The organism is Stappia sp. ABD4_338, assembly GCF_056312175.1.
The window spans coordinates 2,491,582-2,510,269 of sequence record NZ_CM149982.1 but is presented as its reverse complement, the minus strand read 5'-3'; the positions used below and the strand labels follow the sequence as shown (position 1 = coordinate 2,510,269).

The 18,688-nt window shown below is 65.7% G+C and carries 10 protein-coding genes; 7 read left to right on the top strand and 3 right to left on the bottom strand.

The window, feature by feature from the left end; translation table 11 throughout:
• Positions 1-46 precede the first annotated feature (46 nt).
• Positions 47-3,046 (top strand): bifunctional [glutamine synthetase] adenylyltransferase/[glutamine synthetase]-adenylyl-L-tyrosine phosphorylase, encoded by a 3,000-nt coding sequence (locus tag ACYX4S_RS11280; protein ID WP_476360239.1) that lies wholly within the window; start codon positions 47-49, stop codon positions 3,044-3,046.
• A 27-nt stretch (positions 3,047-3,073) separates the two neighbouring features.
• Here ACYX4S_RS11280 and ACYX4S_RS11275 read toward each other — a convergent pair whose 3' ends face one another.
• From ACYX4S_RS11275 to ACYX4S_RS11265, 3 genes are all read right to left on the bottom strand, one after another.
• A complete protein-coding gene (locus ACYX4S_RS11275) occupies positions 3,074-5,494 on the bottom strand; it encodes a PAS domain-containing sensor histidine kinase (RefSeq protein ID WP_476360238.1) in 2,421 nt (806 codons plus the stop codon).
• 442 nt (positions 5,495-5,936) lie between these two features.
• Entirely contained in the window at positions 5,937-8,582 is a 2,646-nt protein-coding gene (gene pepN, locus ACYX4S_RS11270; RefSeq protein WP_476360237.1) for an aminopeptidase N, read from the bottom strand.
• A gap of 53 nt (positions 8,583-8,635) precedes the next feature.
• On the bottom strand, positions 8,636-9,463 hold the full coding sequence (locus tag ACYX4S_RS11265) for an alpha/beta hydrolase (protein ID WP_476360236.1): 828 nt from the start codon (positions 9,461-9,463) through the stop codon (positions 8,636-8,638).
• Positions 9,464-9,668: 205 nt separating this feature from the next.
• Between ACYX4S_RS11265 and ACYX4S_RS11260 the strand changes: the two genes are divergently transcribed.
• From ACYX4S_RS11260 to ACYX4S_RS11235, 6 genes are all read left to right on the top strand, one after another.
• Entirely contained in the window at positions 9,669-11,585 is a 1,917-nt protein-coding gene (locus ACYX4S_RS11260) for an adenylate/guanylate cyclase domain-containing protein (RefSeq protein ID WP_476360235.1), read from the top strand.
• Between the two features lie 372 nt (positions 11,586-11,957).
• Positions 11,958-13,844 (top strand): ABC transporter ATP-binding protein, encoded by a 1,887-nt coding sequence (locus ACYX4S_RS11255; protein WP_476360234.1) that lies wholly within the window; start codon positions 11,958-11,960, stop codon positions 13,842-13,844.
• Positions 13,841-15,763, top strand: coding sequence for an ABC transporter substrate-binding protein (locus tag ACYX4S_RS11250; protein WP_476360233.1), 1,923 nt, complete (start codon positions 13,841-13,843; stop codon positions 15,761-15,763). The genes ACYX4S_RS11255 and ACYX4S_RS11250 overlap by 4 nt, the downstream gene beginning before the upstream one ends.
• A gap of 38 nt (positions 15,764-15,801) precedes the next feature.
• Positions 15,802-16,827 (top strand): ABC transporter permease, encoded by a 1,026-nt coding sequence (locus ACYX4S_RS11245; protein ID WP_293720946.1) that lies wholly within the window; start codon positions 15,802-15,804, stop codon positions 16,825-16,827.
• Positions 16,824-17,996: an ABC transporter permease gene (locus ACYX4S_RS11240; RefSeq protein ID WP_476360232.1), complete on the top strand. Its 1,173-nt coding sequence runs from the start codon at positions 16,824-16,826 to the stop codon at positions 17,994-17,996. Before ACYX4S_RS11245 ends, ACYX4S_RS11240 begins: the two co-directional genes overlap by 4 nt.
• 100 nt (positions 17,997-18,096) lie before the next feature.
• Positions 18,097-18,687, top strand: a complete 591-nt coding sequence (locus ACYX4S_RS11235; protein WP_476360231.1) for a class I SAM-dependent methyltransferase — start codon at positions 18,097-18,099, stop codon at positions 18,685-18,687.
• The last annotated feature ends 1 nt before the right edge of the window (position 18,688 follow it).

The following is an 18,688-nucleotide window of genomic DNA, read 5'->3' as shown; positions in this document are numbered from 1 at the left end:
GGTTCGCGCCTGCGGATCGTTGTTGCAGGCGTGAGGAGGGTACCGCGTGAGCGAGGCTGAGACGACGGCAATCGAGGAATCTGCGGCAGATGGCGAAGGGGCGACAAGCCGCCCGCTTGCTGCCCGTATTTCCTGCCTCCCGGAGGTCGCGGACAAAACGGCCGCGGACGCCATCCTTGCCGATCTCGAACCCGCTCTCGTGCTGCTCGGCGAGCGCCTGCCGGCGGAGCAGGCGGATGCGGCGCGCGCGCTTTTGGCCGGGGCTCTCTCCAACGCATCCTATCTGCGGGACCTTGCCACCCGGGATCCCGAGCGGGTCGCGGACATCCTGACGAGTGCTCCGGGCGAGCGCATCGATCATCTGGTGGCTTCCGCGTGCGAATGCGTGGCCGAGGACGAGGCCACACTGATGAGCGCGCTTCGCGGCTACAAGAAGGACCTTGCGTTGACGCTGGCCGTTGGTGACATCGCGGGGGCCGTCAATCTCGACGCGGTGACGGGGGGATTGAGCCGCTTCGCCGATGCGGCTTTGACCGCCGCGATCCGTTTTTGCCTTCGAGATCTCGAACGCCGTGGACGCTTCACGCCGAGGGACGAGGCAGCCCCCGAGCGCGGTTGCGGCTATACCGTTCTGGCGATGGGAAAATACGGCGCGCTGGAGCTCAACTACTCCTCCGACATCGACCTGATCGTGCTTTACGACCCGGATACAGCCCCCATCACGGGCGATGGCGAGGCGCCGGTTGAGTTCGTGCGCATGACCAAGCGCATCGTGAAGATCATGAGCGATCGCACCGCGGACGGATACGTTTTCCGTACCGATCTCCGGCTCAGGCCGGATCCGGGCGCGACACCGCTTGCCATGTCGATCCCGGCGGCGCTTGTCTACTACGAGAGCCTTGGCCAGAACTGGGAACGCGCGGCACTCATCAAGGCGCGTGCCTGTGCCGGCGACATTTCCTGCGGCGAGGCGTTCCTGCGCGAGATCGAGCCTTTCATCTGGCGCAAGTATCTCGATTATGCCTCGATCGCCGATGTTCACTCGATCAAGCGGCAGATCCATATCCACAAGGGACACGGCGAGATCGCGGTTGCCGGGCACAACGTCAAGCTCGGGCGCGGTGGCATTCGCGAGGTGGAGTTCTTCGCCCAGACCCAGCAGCTCATCGCCGGTGGCCGCAACAAGGCCCTTCGCGGGCGGCGTACGCTGGATACGCTGGAAACGCTCGCCGGCCTGGGCTGGATTGCGCCGGAAGCCTGCGCCGAGCTGTCCTCGGCCTATGTCTATCTTCGGGGCGTCGAGCACCGCATTCAGATGCTCAACGACGAGCAGACCCACATCCTTCCGGCCGAGGACGAGCCGCGCGCCCGGGTGGCGCGCCTCATGGGTCATGCGGATCTCAAGGCCTTCGAGGACGACCTGCGTGCACGTTTCCGCACCGTGCAGCGGCACTATTCGGCTCTCTTCGAGAACGAGCCGGAACTGGCCTCGGATCTGGGGAACCTGGTCTTCACCGGCGATGACGACGACCCTGAAACGCTGGAGACCCTGGCGGGGCTGGGATACCGGCGACCGCGCGAGGCGTGCAAGATCGTCCGCGCCTGGCACTTCGGACGCTACCCGGCCGTGCGCTCGAGCCGGGCCCGCGAACGGCTGACGGAACTGCATCCCGCGCTCATTGCCTCGCTTGCCTCGACCGACAATGCCGACAACGCGCTTCTGGCCTTCGACAACTTCTTGTCGAAGCTCCCGGCGGGCGTGCAGCTTTTCTCCCTGCTTCGCTCCAATCCGGAGCTTTTGCGCCTTCTGGCGACCGTCATGGGGGCCGCGCCGCGCCTTTCCGAGCTTGTGTCGAAGCGCGTGCATGTTCTGGATGCGGTGCTCGATCCGGCCTTTTTCGGCGCCATGCCGACGGCTGACGAGTTCCGCGCCGGGCTCAAGCGCACGCTCGATCTCGCCCGTTTCTATGAAGATGCACTCGATCGCGCCCGGATCTTTGCCCAGGAGCAGCAGTTCCTGATCGGGCTGCGCCTGCTCACGGACACGCTCAATGCCCATCAGGTCGGAGAGGCGCTGGCCCGGCTCGCGGAAACCGTGATCGAAGGGCTGATGCCGCGCGTGATCGCGAATGTCGCGGAGAACCACGGCACGCTTCCCGGCGCCGACTGGGCGGTGATCGCCATGGGTAAGCTGGGCGGCCGCGAAATGACGGCGGCCTCCGATCTCGACCTCATCCTGCTGTACGAGCACGATGACGACGAGACCCAGAGCGATGGAAAGCGTCCGCTCGCGGCCAGCCAGTATTTCATTCGCCTGACCCAGCGGCTTGTCGCGGCGCTTTCCGCTCCGACCGCCGAGGGCTTTCTCTACGAGGTGGATTTCCGCTTGCGTCCGTCCGGGAATGCGGGGCCGCTTGCCACGCGGCTTGCGTCCTTCGAGGCCTATCAGGCGAGCGAGGCCTGGACGTGGGAGCACATGGCGCTCACCCGCGCCCGCGTGATCGCCTCGTCCTCTCGGGAATTCCGCGAGCGTATCGACGCCCTCATCGACAGGACGCTGGCGCGCAAGCGCGATGCGGCGGCGCTCGCCGCCGAGGTCGCGGCCATGCGTGCCCGCATCGAGGCGGAAAAGGGAACGTCCGACATCTGGGACATCAAGCAGGTCGCCGGCGGTCTGGTGGATGTGGAGTTCATCGCCCAGTACCTCCAGCTCGCCAACGCGCATGACGCGCCGAACATCCTGAGCCAGACGACCGAGACCGCGCTTGCACGGGCTCAGGCGGCAGGTTGCCTCTCCGACACGGATGCGGAAACCCTGCTGCCCGCCATTCGCCTGTATCAGGCGCTGACCCAGGTGCAACGGCTTGCGCTGGAGGGAAAGTTCGACCCTGAAGGCGTGCCCAAGGGTGTGAAGGACCTGCTCGCCCATGCGGGAGAAGCGCCGGACTTCTCCCATCTGGAGCATCTGCTCGCGGATCGCCAGCGCGGTGTGCGCGAGGTCTTCGAACGGCTGGTCGGAAAAGTGGAAAAGCCCGGCAGGGAGTGAGCGTTGGCGGAGGGAAGGCGCCGGCGGTCAGCCGGTGCGCTTGTCCGCCACCACCTCGGCAAGTGCGGCCGCACGCTGCGCGGCCTCGGCAATTTCCGGAGCAACGGCAGCAAGCCCCGGCTGGCGTGGCAGGCGCACGGTAACCGTGGTGCCTTCGCCGACGCGCGACCGGATCGTCATGGTGCCACCGTGCAGGCGGACCAGGGACTGGGCGATGGCAAGGCCGAGGCCCGACCCCTTGTGTGTCTTGGTGAACTGGTTCTCCACCTGAACGAAGGGCTTGGCCAGGCGGGCGATGTCCGCTTCCTTGATGCCGATGCCCGTGTCCCTGATCGTGATCTCGAGCGTGTCGTCGCTGTCGGTCGCCTGTTTCGCGGAGAGGTCGACCTTGCCGCCGTCCGGGGTGAACTTCACGGCATTGGACAGGAGGTTCAGCAGCACCTGCTTGATCGCGCGGCGGTCGCCGGTGAGGTCGAGACCCTCGGCCGTCTCGCTTGCAACGGTGATGCTCTTCTCGGCCGCCGTGGCGGAGATGATGCGGGTGACGTCGCCGACCATGGCGGCGAGGTCGATCTCCTCGCGCTTGAGATCCATGCGACCCGCCTCGATCTTCGACATGTCGAGAATGTCGTTGATCACGTTGAGCAGGTAACGGCCGCTGTCGTGAATGTCCGAGCAGTATTCGCGGTACTTGTCGGAGCCGAGCGGCCCGAACATGCCGGTGTCCATGATCTCGGAGAAGCCGATGATGGCGTTCAGCGGAGTGCGCAGCTCGTGGGAGATATTGGCCAGGAACTCCGACTTGGCCTGGTTCGCTTCCTCGGCCTTGGTTTTTTCCTGCGAGTATTTCTCGGCAAGCTCGACGAGCTGCTGTGCCTGGACCTCGAGCTTCTGGCGCGACTGGCGGAGATCCGCGACGGTGGCCATCAGCCGCCGTTCGCTGTCCATCAGCTTTTCCTCGTGGCGCTTCAGCGCGGTGATGTCCGTGCCCACCGACACGAAGCCGCCGTCCTTGGTGCGCCTTTCGGAAATTTGCAGCCAGCGACCGTCGGCAAGCTGCGCCTCGTAGCTGGATGAGGGATCGGAGGCGTCGCTGCCGATGGTCGGGCTTGCCTGCACCACGGTCTGGCGGGCCGCCGACATGACGTCCGCATAGGGCGTCCCGGAGCGGATCGCCGTGCCGGGCAGGTTGTGAAGCTCCTGATAGTTGGAGTTGCACATCACCAGCCGGTTTTCGGTGTCCCACAGGACGAAGGCTTCCGAGATCGTCTCGATGGCGTCGCGCAGGCGGAGGTCCGCCGTGCGGCTCTGCTCGGCGAGCTGGCGCTGCTCGGTCACGTCGATGCAGATGCCGATCAGGTGCGGCTCCGACAGGCCCGGCTCGCTTTGCACCTCGGCACGCGCGCGAAGCCATACCCAGTCGCCGTTCGCGTGGCGCATGCGGAACATGCGGTCGACGGTGGTCTCGCCGGTCTCGAGCAGGCTTTCGGCGAGCTCGTAGAGGTCGATGTCGTCCGGATGGGCGAGGGCGGAGATCTCGGAGAAGCCGAGAATGTCGTCACGCGGCTTCATGCCGAGCATGTCATACAGGGAGGCGGACCAGAAGATGCGTCCGCGCGACAGGTCCCAGTCGAAAAGGCCGCAACGGCCGCGGTCGAGAGCGAGGTCTATGCGCGCCCGGGTGGCGGCATAGATCTGGTCGGCCTGTTCGGCCCGCGTTGCCTGCGCGAAGAAGGCGTAGATCAGCACCAGCATGACCGACGCGGTGCCCACGAACAGCGTCACGTTCGCCGAAACGCTGGTGCGCCACTCGGCAAAGACCATGTCCTTCGACTGGATCATGCCGACCATGCCGAGCCGGCCGTCCAGATGGTGCACGGTCGCATAGGCCTCGCTGTCGAGGCCCGGATCGATGGTCAGCACGCCGGCACGCGCTCCAAAGACGGTGAGCGGCTGGCCTGCACCGAGAAGGTCGCCCAGGGGCGTGCCGATGAGGTCGGAGCGCAGCGGCGCCGTTGCGGCGATCATGCCGTCGGCGTCGGCGACGAAGATGCGGCGACCGTCACCGGTCGCACGTGGCGGCAGGCTGTCCGACAGCGCTGCCTGGAGCGCGCTTTCGAAGCCGAGCTCCGGGAGCTCTTCCTCGGCGGCGTTGAGCCTGGAAGTCAGCGTCGTCGCGATCATCGTCAGGTCGTCGCGGGCGCGCTGATCGGTTTCCTCGTGATCGTAGGAGAGCGTGATGGCGCGATAGGTCGCAAGCGTTGCGATGAAGACGATGCAGAGGATGGGGATGGCGCGACGGAAAATCGGTTCCGCCGTGAGCAGGCGCTGATAGGCGGGCTGGGCAAGCAGGCGGATGTGCCCCGTGAGCGACTGGGTCTCTCGGTGCTTCCGCAGTAGGTCCGCGAATCGACGCGCGGACGCTGAACCCGTAAAGGCGCGCGCCATCGTATTGGCCCCCGATGTGTCGATTATCCCGCAAAACTGCACGCGAGCGGTGCTCGAATCAACTTCATTTGAATCGCATTCGTGTGATTTGTCCAGTCACGCGGAAGAAAAATATGATTAACGAAACCCTAACAAGACTTGCATCATGCACAACTATCCCGAGTCTGCGGGTGTGCGGGTCTTGTTGCTCAAATGGTGGCGGGTTTCCGTTCTTTCGCGGTCCAGTCTAACGGCAATTACGCATGGCCGGCTGGCGGGCTTTTCTGTCGGCAGATTATTCCAGGTTGCAAATTAGAGGTGAGATCGCGCGTGCGCGGCATTTGGCGGGCGCTTCGCGCTCCGGTGCGGCGGTCGCAAGATCCGATTGTCAGGGAGAGGGCGTGAAAGCGGCCGTGGGCCGAAAGATCTCCGGGCCGGCGAGGTGCCGGCCCGGACTGTCAGGTTACTGGAGGCAGCGTGTCACGATGTCCGCAAGGTCCACCGAGAGGTCCTTGCGCGAGGCCATGGTGCGCAGTCGCGCCTCGGCAAGACCGCGACGGCGTCCCTCCAGGGCTCGCCACGAGCGGAAGGCCGACATGAGACGCGCGGCGGCCTGCGGGTTGCGGGTGTCGAGTTCCTCGACGAAGTCGGCCACGAAGATGTAGCCCGCGCCGTCGATCCGGTTGAACTGGCTCTGGTTGCCGGTGGCGAACGCACCGATCAGCGCCCTTACCCGGTTGGGGTTTCCGGCTGAAAACCCTGGGTGAGCGGTCAGGGCCCGGACCCGGTCGAGCGTGCCCTCATGCGGCGCGGTGGCCTGCACCATGAACCACTTGTCCATGGCAAGCGGTGTCGAGCCGTGCCGTGCCTTGAAGGCCGCCAGGGCCTCCTCGCTGCCGTGAAGGCCGGCATGGACGAGAACGGTCAGCGCCGCCAGCCGGTCGGTCATGTTGTCCGCAGCCTGGAACTGGGCGGTGACCAGGTCTCCCGCTTCCGGCACGCTGCCATGGCCCAGGTATTCAAGCACCACATTGCGCAGCGCCCGGCGTCCGGCGGCATCCGCCTCAGGCGAAAAGGGTCCGGCCGGCGCCATGTCCGTGTAGAGGCCGAGCAGCACCGGAGACAGGGCGTCGGAAAGACTCCGCCGCAGCCAGGCGCGTGCGGCATGGATGGCGTCCGGATCCACGTCGTGCCCGATCTCGCGGGCGATGTCGGCCTCGCCCGGAAGCTGGAGGCAGAGAGCACGGAACGCGGGCTCCAAGCTCGCATCGGAAGCGCTGGCTCCCAGGGCGTCCGCCAGTCCGTTCGACAGGCGAGGCAACTCGCCGCGCGCGACCGAGGCACTTGCCGCGATCAAAGTGTTCATGACCACGCGCTGGAGGGCGTCCCACCGGTTGAACGGGTCGCTGTCGTTGGCGGCCAGGAACAGGTAGTCCGCGTCGGCAAGGTCGCTCGACAGTGTGACGGGGGCGGAGAAACCACGCAGGAGCGAGGGCACCGGCTGTTCGGCTAGGCCGGAGAAAACCACCTGGTGCCGGCCGTCGCGCAGGTGGAGCACGTCGTCGCCATGCTCCATGCCGGAAACGTCGGCCGGGGTCATGTCGCTTCCATCCGGGCCGACAAGTCCGACACGCAGGGGAATGTGCATAGCCTGCTTGCGCGTTTCGCCCGGTGTCGCCGGCGTGCGCTGGCTGATGTCGAGCGTGAGGGTGCCGGCGGCCTGATCGTAACGGCTCTCGACCGAAAGCGCGGGCGTGCCGGCCTGCTCGTACCAGAGTGCGAACTGTGCGAGATCGCGTCCGCTGGCTTCCGCGAAACAGGCGAGGAATGCCTCGATGGTCGTGGCTTCGCCGTCGTGGCGTTCAAAGAACAGGTCCATGCCGGCGCGGAAGTCCTCGGGCCCGACGAGGGTCTTCAGCATCCGCACCACTTCCGCGCCCTTTTCGTAAACGGTGGCGGTGTAGAAGTTGTTGATCTCGTGATACTGGCGCGGGCGCACGGGGTGGGCGAGCGGGCCGGCGTCCTCGGGAAACTGGTGCGACTTCAGCAGCCTGACGTCGGAGATGCGCTTCACCGGACGCGAACGCATGTCGGAGGAGAACTCCTGATCGCGGAAGACCGTCAGGCCCTCCTTCAGGCAGAGCTGGAACCAGTCACGACAGGTAATGCGGTTTCCGGTCCAGTTGTGGAAGTATTCGTGCGCGATCACGGCCTCGATGCCGGCATAGTCCTGGTCGGTTGCCGTGTCCGGGCGGGCGAGAACGTATTTGTCGTTGAAGATGTTGAGGCCCTTGTTCTCCATCGCGCCCATGTTGAAATCGGACACGGCGACGATGTTGAACACGTCGAGGTCATAGACGCGCCCGAAGGCCTCCTCGTCCCAGCGCATGGATCGCTTGAGGCTGTCCATGGCCCAGTCGCATGCGGCCTCGTTTCCATGCTCGACGAAGATGTTGAGTGCAACCTCGCGCCCGTCGGTGGTGGTGAAGCTGTCGGAAACGCGGGCAAGGTCGCCGGCGACCATGGCGAAAAGGTAGCTCGGCTTGGGATGCGGATCGTGCCAGACGGCGAAATGGCGGTCCGTTCCCTCGACCGGCCCCGAGGCGACCGGGTTTCCGTTGGCCAGCAGCACGGGGGCTTCGCTGGCGCGGGCCTCGAGCCGGGTCGTGTAGACCGAAAGGCAGTCGGGGCGGTCCTGGAAATAGGTGATGCGGCGGAAACCCTCAGCCTCGCACTGGGTGCAATAGGTGCCGTTGGAGCGGTAGAGGCCCATGAGCTTGGTGTTGGCATCAGGGTCGAGCCGCGTCTCGATATCGAGCACGAAGGGGCCGTCGGGAACCTTGAAGATCTCGAGACGCTGGGGTGTCGCGGAAAAGTCGTCGGCCGCAAGGGCCCGCCCGTCGAGCGTGAGGCCGGCCAGCTCCAGTTCGTCGCCGTCGAGCACCAGCGGAGCATCCGCCGGTGCATCGGGCGCGCGGCGGATCGTCAGTCGCGCGCTGACACGGGTCGCCTGCGGGGACAGGCGGATATCCAGTTCGACCGTGTCGATGATGAAGGCGGGCGGGCGATAGTCCTCGAGACGGACGGGAACGGACGTGTCCGTGCGCATGATCTGTACCTTGGTGCTTGCGCCGCCGGGGCGCGTTCACGAAACGGGCGGGTTCAGCCGACCTTGCGGGCCATGGCGACGAGTTTCGCCGTCAGGTCGCTGCCGGCATCGGCGAGCGGGGCGATCACCGTGAAATGGTTGTCCCGCCCCCGGATGTCGAGTTCGGTGTCGACGCCACCGCGCCGCCAAAGGTCGGCGATGACCCGGGACTGGCGGATGAACTCGTTCGACTCGCCCCCGCCGACAGAGGCGGTGAGGTGGGTTCCCACCGGAGCGGGCAGGGTGACGGGCGAGGCATCGATCGCTTCCTTGCGGTCGAGGCCGAGTTTCTCGTTGATCGACGTTCCGATGAGCGGCTGCAGGTCGAAAAGGCCCGAAATGGCCAGTCCTGCCGGCACGAGACGCTGGGGCAGGTCCCGCCCGCGCCAGTCGGTGGCGAGCAGCGCGGCCGTCAGGTGCCCGCCGGCGGAATGCCCGTATGCGACCACGGGCTTGCGGAAGCGGTCCCAGAGATGGGCGACCAGACGGCGCATCTCCTCGACGATGTCTCCGACGCGTGCCTCGGGGCAAAGCGTGTAGTTGGTCACGACCACGGGCAGTCCGTGGGCGTTTGCGCCGCGTGCCATATGGGAGAAGTAGCTCTTGTCGAGGGCCTGCCAGTAGCCGCCATGGATGAAGAGCGCGATCGCGCCCCGGTCGGGCATGCCGCCCTCGGGCAGGAACAGGTCGTAGGTGGTTCGCGGGCTGAGTTCGTAGGAGACGTCGAACTCGCCATCGGCCTGCTCGCGGTAGTCTCGGGCATCGCGTGCCCAGCCCTCGATGAGGGCGGGGTGCTCCGGCACCAGCGCGCGATTGTTGTATTCGGCCTCGTAATCTGTCACGGCGATAAGGACTCCCTTGCAGTGTCTCCCTCTTAGCGGTTGCGGTTGCGGGAGTACAGACACGGAGGCGGGGATGCCTGCCGGGCGCAGGGGCACGGCATCTTGACAAGGGGTCGCAATGGCGGGCTTTTCCGGAATAAGCTGCGCGAAATGAAACGGGGGCGGGCCACGCAGCGTCGCCCTTGAGGAAAGACCAGACGGGACGATGCTGAAGGCAATCAGGCGATACGGACGGGGGCGGCTGCGCGGCGTGTCGTTGACGGTGCTGGTCGGCGCGTCCTTCGGCCTCCTTCTGTTCGTCTCCATGAGCCTGGTGCTTGCGCTTGCCGTCTTTGCCAATGCGCAGAACACGTTCTCGCTACTCAACGACAAGGCGGTGCTCATCACCGATTCCCTCGAGCGGCAGGTGCGCAATCACCTGGACCTGGCCTCGAGTGCGGTGGTTCATCTGAAGACCATGCTGGACGACGGACCGGTCGGGATCGGCGCGTCGGAGACCCTGCGTCCGATCCTGCTTGCGGCAATGAACGCCAATCCGGCCATCGATGTGCTTGTCGTGACCGATCTTCAAAAGGAGGAATACGGCGTCTACCGGGCAGCCTCGGGCAAGCTCTGGCCTTACCAGCGCAACCGGGTTCCGAAGGTCGCGGAACGCTATGTCCTGCCGGAGCTTTCCGCCAACTCTCCGGCCACCTGGGGGCCTTTGCTGGACTCCGACGGTGTCTCCTACGCGAATGTCACCGTTCCGATCGTCAGGGAGGGGCAGCTTTCGGGGTATCTCACCGCCGCCGTGTCGCTGGAGGAACTGGGGCGCACGGCGGCCGCGCTCGATGACGGCGCCGACACCACGGTCTTCATCATCGCCGATGGCGACGAGATCATCGCCCATTCCGATCTCGACGCACTGCCGCGTCGCGACAACTCGATGCCGCGACTGCCGCAGAAACTCACCGAGCTCGGCGACCCGGTGCTGGCGCGCTTCGATTCCAGCCGGCGCATCGACAACTTCAAGCGGGCCGAGAAGGCGGGGGTGCAGGTAAGCGATGTGGAACTGGAGGACTGGGACGCCCCCGACTACGTCGCCATCACCAAGGTCATCGCCGGCTATGGTCCGGGCGTGTGGACGGTCGGCCAGTATTCCGTCGCCTCCTCGCTCTCGCGCGAGATTGAGCGGTTGTTCGGCTCTGCCATGGTCGGCTTTGCCTCGATCCTCGTGACGCTGGTTCTTGCCGTGCTCCTGGCCCGCCGGACCTCGCGTCCGCTCGCGGAAATCGCCCGTCGCGCCCGTCACATCGGAGCGCTCGACTTCGACAGTGTGGATCCTCTCCCGCACAGCCGCATTCTTGAGCTCGACCGGGTGTACTCGGCGTTCAACGCGATGGTGGTCGGCCTCAAGGCCATGAACAGCTATGTGCCGCGCTCCCTGTTCAACAAGCTCATGCGGCTTGGCGTCGACCAGGCCAGCGCCAGTGAGCGTGACCTCACGCTCGTCTTTACCGACATCGTCGGGTTCACGACCCTGTCGGAGAGCCTGAGCGCGGCGGAGACGGCGGAGCTTCTCAATGGCCACTTCTCGCTGCTTGTTGCCGCCGTCGAGGCGGAGGGGGGCACCGTTGACAAGTTTATCGGTGACGGGATGCTGGCGTTCTGGGGCGCGCCGGACGAACGACCGGACCACGCACCGGCGGCGCTTCGGGCCTGCCTGCGGATGGCCGAGGCGGTGCACGAGGCCAACCGCGAAGCAGAAGCAAGCGGGCGCCCCGTGTTGCGCATGCGCTTCGGCATTCATACCGGGCGTGTCGTGGTCGGCAATGTCGGCGCGCTCGACCGCTGGAACTACACCGTCGTCGGCGATCCGGTGAACCTGTGTGAGCGGCTGCAATCGCTCGGGCGCGAGGTCGCGCCACAGGACGAGGTGGTGATCCTGGCCAGCGAGGATGCGCTTGCGCGTATTTCGCTGGACGGCACCGAGGCTGTTTCCGCTCCGCTGACGATGGTTCAGCGTCTCGGTGAGCACGTCTTGCGTGGCCGCAGCGTGCAGGTGACCGTATGGCGCGTGTCGGCCGGGGTCGATCCGCTCGGGGTGGGTATGCCGCGTACGTCGGTGGAGAAAGCCGGATGAGAGCCGGAGGCGTCGTCGGGCTGACATTGAGCTGTGATGTGGATCACATGCGTGAGCGGTCGCGCGTTCTACCTGTTGAAGCGGGTGGGAGTGCGCGCCGATTGACCTTTCGTCAGCGCGGCCTGTTCCTATAATGGCGCGGATTGTCTGCCACAGGGTCGCAGGGCCTGAAATACGGGCGCGGGGAAGCTTCGCGCCACCTTGCGGTCCGGCGAAGACGTTCCCGACGAAGGCGCATATGTGGACCGGAAGGCCGCGCGTCAAGGGACGTAGATCTGAAGTGACCGGCCTTGCCGCATCAGGGCCGGGCGGGAAAGCGAAAGCGGGGCGGTCCGGGTGTCGGGCCGGTTCGCAAGGGGAGGGACGGATCTCGTGAACGTGCTGTCGATCGATGGCCTCAGCGTGGACTTCACGACCGGCGAGGGGACGGTGCGTGCGGTGAAGGATGTGTCCTTCGACGTGCCGCACAACCGCACCGTGGCGCTTGTCGGGGAGTCAGGGTCCGGCAAGACCGTGATCTCCCAGACGATCATGGGACTTCTGCCCGAAAAGGCGAAGGTGACCGGCGGGCGCGTCCTTTTCCGGAACAGTCCCGACGCCGAGGTGATCGACATCGCCGCCCTCGACCGCAAGGGCCCGGCCATGCGCGCCATTCGCGGTGACCGTATCGCCATCATCTTCCAGGAGCCGATGACGTCGCTCTCGCCGCTGCACACCATTGGCGATCAGATCGGCGAGGCGGCCCAACTGCACCGCAACGTCGGAGCCGGCGAGGCGCGCGAGCTGACCCGCGAGATGCTGCGTCTGGTGCGCTTCCCGGATCCGGACCGTGGCGTCGCGTCCTATCCCTTCGAGCTGTCGGGCGGCCTGCGCCAGCGCGCCATGATCGCCATGGCCATGATCTGTCACCCCGCGTTGCTGATCGCCGACGAACCCACCACCGCGCTCGACGTGACCATCCAGGCCGAGATCCTGAAGCTCATCAAGGACGTTCAGTCCGAGCTGTCCATGTCGGTGCTGCTCATCACCCATGATTTCGGCGTCGTCGCCAACATGGCGGATGATGTGGTGGTGATCTATCACGGCCGCATCATGGAGCGGGGCAGCGCGCGCGACCTTTTCGCTGACCCGCGCCACCCCTACCTCAAGGCGCTGCTGAATGCCGTTCCGCGCTTCGCCATGGAGGAGGGCGAGCGACTGGTTCCCATCCGCCCGATCGCGCCGCATGCCGCGTCGAAGCGCGAGGCGCCCGCCGGGCCCGTGCCCTCGATCGGCGCGCCGATGGTCACGCTGGACCGCGTGACCAAACGCTTCCATACCCGCAAGGGAGGGTTGTTCGGCTCGGGCGGGCACGATGTGCTCGCGCTGGACAATGTCAGCTTCACCGTTCGGCGCGGCGAGTGCCTGGGTCTCGTCGGTGAATCCGGTTCGGGCAAGACCACGACCGCGAAGGCGGTGCTGCGGGCGCTGGAACCGGATGAAGGCACCGTGTGCTATGACAGCGGCTCCGGGCTTCGGGATGTGAGCGGACTGTCGGGCGAGGCTCTGCTGGAGTATCGCCGCCGGGTGCAGTTGATCTTCCAGGACCCGTTTTCCTCGCTCAATCCGCGCATGACGGTGAATGAGCTGCTGCTTGAGCCGCTGGTGATTCACAAGGTGGGCACGCCGGCCGAGCGGGCGGAACGGGTGCGCGAACTGATGGGGCTCGTCGGGCTCGATCCGCGCTTCCTGCGTCGCTACCCGCACTCGTTCTCCGGTGGCCAGCGCCAGCGCATCGGGATCGCGCGCGCGCTCGCGCTCAGCCCCGAGTTCCTGCTCTGCGATGAACCGACCTCGGCGCTCGATGTCTCTGTGCAGGCCCAGATTCTCAACCTGCTCAAGGATCTCAAGGATGAACTGGGCCTGACCTATCTCTTCGTCAGCCACAATCTGGCGGTGGTCGACTACATCGCCGACCGTATCGCGGTGATGTGCCGCGGCCGCGTGGTGGAGATCGGACCCACGCGCGAGATCGTCGACAATCCGCGCCATCCATATACCCGTGCGCTGCTCGATTCCGTGCCCGAGCCGGACCTGAACGCGCCGCTGGATTTCGCCGGACTTGACGCGCGCCGGGCGTCCGAGCCCGACCAGTGGCCCGAGCCGTTCCGCCTGGTCGAGGGCGTGGTGCCGGAACTGGTGGAGATGTCGCCGGGTCACTATGTCTGTGCGCCGGGCCTTGCCGCGCGCGGAAAAACGCCAATGGAGGCCGCACAATGAGCCTCGTTTCCGCTGGCGCCGGTTTCGTCAGGCGCACGGCTCATCTTGCCGCCGCGCTGGTTCTGGCCGGCCTTGCCGCGCTGCCGGCACGCGCGCTCGAGTATCGGGAAACGCCGGGTCTTGCCGATCGCGTCGGTGTCGACCTGCCACCGGTTGCCATGCGTCTTCCCGAGGAGCCGCTTGTGGTCGACCTGCCTGCCAAGGGGCGCGAGACGGGGCATCCGGGTGGCGAGATCAACACGCTGATCGGACGGTCAAAAGACGTCCGCCTCATCAACGTTTGGGGCTATGCCCGCCTTGTCGGCTACGACAAGGACCTGAACCTGAAGCCCGACCTTCTCAAGGCGTTCGAGAGCGAGAACGATCGCGTTTTCACGCTGCGCCTGCGCAAGGGGCACAAGTGGTCGGACGGCGCGCCCTTCACCTCGGAGGATATTCGCTTCTGGTACGAGGATGTGGCCTCCAACCCGAGCCTTCAGCCCTCCGGCCTGCCGCAATTCATGCTGGCCGGCGGCAAGCCGCCGCGCTTCGAGGTGGTGGACGAGACCACCGTGCGCTTTTCGTGGGACGAGCCGAATCCGCTGTTCAAGCCGGAACTGGCCAAGTCCCGGCCGCCGTTCATCTATCGCCCGGCCCACTACCTCAAGCAGTATCATGAGCGCTACGGCGACATGGACAAGATCATGAGGCTCGCCGAGGCGAAGAAGCTGCGCAACTGGGCCGCGCTGTTCAACAAGATGGACGACATGTACGACGCCCGGAACCCGGACCTGCCGACGCTGCAGCCCTGGGTTCGCCTGGTCGACGACAGCGAGCGCCGCTTCGTGCTGAAGCGCAATCCCTTCTACCACCGGGTGGACAGCACGGGGCAGCAGCTTCCCTATATCGACCGCGTGATCATGACGGTTGCCGACGGCAAGATCATTCCGGCGAAGACCCAGGCCGGCGAGGTCGATCTCCAGGCTCGCAACATCGGTTTTTCCGACATCACCATTCTCAAGCAGGGCGAGAAGGCGGGGCGTTTCAAGACGTATCTCTGGCCGATCTCCAAGGGCTCGCAGATCTCGCTCCTGCCGAACCTGACGGTGAAGGATCCCGTCTGGCGGTCGATGATGCGCGACGTGCGTTTCCGCCATGCCCTGTCGCTCGGCATCGACCGGGAGATGATCAACAAGGTTCTCTATCTCGGCTTCGGCACGCCGGCCAACGACACCGTGCTTCCCATGAGCCCGCTGTTCCGCCCCGAGTATCGCGACCTCAACGCCGGTTACGATCCTGACCGGGCCAACGAGCTTCTGGATGCGATGGGGCTGACAGAGCGGCGTGGCGACGGCGTGCGCCTGTTGCCCGACGGGCGGCCGCTGGAGATCATCGTGGAAGCGTCCGGCGAGAGCCAGGAGGAGCTCGACGCACTCGAACTCGTCGCGGAGACATGGCGCGAGATCGGCGTGAAGCTTTTTCCCAAGCCGAGCCAGCGCGACATCATCCGCGAGCGTGCCCTCGCGGGCACCCTTGTGATGGCGGTGTGGTCCGGCTTCGAGAACGGCATTCCGACCTCGGAGATGCCGCCGGAGGACTTTGCTCCCGTGCGAAGCGATTTCCTGTCCTGGTCGGCCTGGGGCAACTGGTACGAGACGGGCGGGCAGACCGGCGAGAAGCCCGACTGGGAGCCCGCCGAGCGGTTGACCGAACTCTATGACGCCTGGCTCGTTTCCGGGTCCGATGAAGAGCGCACGGAGATCTGGCACGAGATGCTGCAGATCCATGCCGAGGAGACGATCCACATCGGTCTGGTTTCCGAGGTGCGGCAGCCGGTCGTCGTTCAGGATCTCGGCAATGTTCCGGAAGTGGGGATCTACGGCTGGGATCCGGGTGCCCAGTTCGGCATCCACCGCATGGACGAATTCTACGTGAAGTGAGTGTTGCGCGGCAGTCGCCGCGTCTGGGGGATCGCTTGATGCTTTGGTACATCCTGCGCCGGGTTCTGACGATGATCCCGACGCTGCTCGTCATAAGCTTTCTGACGTTCATCATCATCGAGTTGCCGGCGGGCGACTACATCTCCAACCAGATCGCGGCCTTGCGCGCGGCTGGCGAGAGCGCGTCCATCGCCAAGCTCGAGTTCCTGCGCGCGGAATACGCCCTCGACCGGCCGTTTCTGGAGCGGTACCTGATCTGGGTCGGCCTGTGGCCGGGGCCGCATGGTTTCGACGGGCTGGTGCAGGGCAACTGGGGATGGTCGTTCGAATATGAAAAGCCCGTCGCGGATGTGGTCGGGCCTACCCTGCCGCTGACCATCGTGCTCAACGTCGCGACGATCCTCTTCGTCTACATTGTCTCGTTTCCCATCGGTATCTACTCGGCGACCCGCCAGTATTCCTGGGGCGACTACGGCTTCACCTTTCTCGGCTATATCGGCCTCGCCACGCCGAACTTCCTGCTGGGGCTCATCCTGCTCTATTTCGCCAACCTGTGGTTCGGCCTCTCCATTGGCGGGCTGATGGACCCGCGATACATCGGAGAGCCCTGGAGTTCGGGCAAGGCGCTGTCGATCCTGGCGCACCTGATCGTGCCCACGATCGTCATCGGCACGGCCGGAACGGCCGCCATGATCCGCCGATTGCGGGCCAACCTGCTCGACGAGTTGCACAAGCAGTATGTCACCACGGCGCGTGCCAAGGGGATGCGGGAATCCAGCCTGCTGGTGAAGTATCCGCTGCGGATGGCGCTCAACCCATTCATCGCCGACATCGGCAACCTGATCCCGGGTCTCGTGTCGGGGTCCGTCATCGTGTCGGTGGTGCTGAACCTGCCGACGGTGGGGCCGGTGCTGCTCAACGCGCTGCAGAGCCAGGACCAGTTCCTGGCCGGCTTCATCCTCCTGTTCGTGGCGGTGCTGACGCTGGTCGGGATGCTGGTGTCCGACCTGCTGCTGGCCGTTCTGGATCCGCGCATCCGGCTCGGCGGGAGGGCCGCCACATGAGCGTGAAGGAGACGACCCGCACCGGCAACGACCATTTCGTCGACACCGAGCCGTTCAACCCGGCCGGCGCCGGGACCCTGACGCCCGAGCAGGAGCGCTACTTCCAGGCCTCCCAGTGGCAGATCATGTGGTGGAAGTTCCGCCGCCACCGTCTGGCCGTCTGGTCGGCGGTGATCCTGTTCCTGTTCTATCTCTGCGTTCCCTTCGCCGAGATCATCGCGCCCTATGCGCCCAACGAGCGCTCGAACGACCACCTCTATGCGCCGCCCCAGTCCATCCACCTGTTCCATGACGGGACCTTCGTCGGGCCTTTCGTCTACGGGATGAAGGCGGACATCGATCTGGAAACCGTGCGCTGGGTCTACACCGAGGATCGGAACGACGTACAGCCGCTGCGCTTCTTCTGTTCCGGCTCCGACTACGAGTTCTGGGGGCTCGTGGAAGGCAGCTTCCACCTCGTCTGTCCGGCCGAGGGGGGCTCGTTCTATCCGCTCGGCACGGACCGGCTGGGCCGGGACGTCCTGTCGGGACTGGTCTACGGCGCGCGCCTGTCGCTCACCGTCGGTCTCATCGGTGTCACGATCTCCATCGTTCTCGGCCTTTTCCTGGGCGGCATCGCCGGATATTTCGGCGGTTTCATCGACAGCCTGATCCAGCGCGTCATCGAGATCCTGCGTTCGCTTCCCGAGCTTCCGCTCTGGATGGCTCTGTCCGCCGCGCTGCCCGTCACCTGGGCACCGGTGTGGATCTATCTCGGCATCACCGTGATCCTGGGCCTGCTCGACTGGCCGGGTCTTGCCCGTGCGGTGCGCTCCAAGTTCATGGCGCTGCGAGAGGAGGAATACGCCAAGGCGGCCCTGCTGATGGGAGCCAAGCCCTCGCGCGTGATCGCAAAGCACCTGCTTCCCGGGTTCACGAGCCACATCATCGCCTCCGCCTCGCTTTCGATACCGGCGATGATTCTCGGCGAGACCGCGCTTTCCTACCTGAACCTCGGCCTGAGACGGCCGGCGGTCTCCTGGGGCGTGCTGCTCAACGAGGCGCAGGATATTTCCGTGGTGGTGGTCTATCCCTGGCTCATGGCGCCGGTGGTTCCCATCATCATCGTGGTGCTTGCGTTCAACTTCCTGGGAGACGGTTTGCGCGACGCCGCCGACCCGTATAAGTGAGACGCTCAGAACGTGCGGCCGGGTGACTCCGGCCGTTTCGCGCGTCCCGGCCGGTGATGCGCGATGATTTCCCAAAAACGACCGGCATGCGGAGACTTTCATGGCGAAGAATGCGACGACCGCGGACGGCTGGGACGAGGAATACCGGCGCGGGCGCTGGTCCTTCCTGCGTGACCTTCCCGAAAGCGGGCGCTACGGCATCATCGGCATGTGGCTCTCGCTCAACGGCGCGCTCGACAGTGTCCTCGACATCGGTTGCGGCGAGGGGCTGCTCTATGAGCGGCTCGCCCCGATGGGCGTCGGCCGCTATGTGGGCATCGACCTTGCGCCGGCTGCGCTCGGCATTGCCAATGTCGATGCGGACAAGGCCTCGTTGCGCGCGGCCGACCTGCATACGTTCACGCCGGAGCCCGGCGAGGCGTTCAAGGCGGTGGTCTTTAACGAGGTGCTGCATTTCTCGGAGGACCCGGCGGCGGCGGTCGCCCGCTACGTGCCGTTCCTGGAGCCGGGCGGGGTGATCGCCATCTCCATGTATTCGCCCAAGCGGCCCGAGTCGGGCGCCAATCGCCTGATCGCGCGCCTGTGGGAGGCGACCGACGGCGACGAGTGGGAGGTTCTGGACGACTGTCGGCTGACGTCGGATTCCAAGAACGTCACCTGGCGCCTGCGTCTCATCCGCCCCAGGGCCTGAG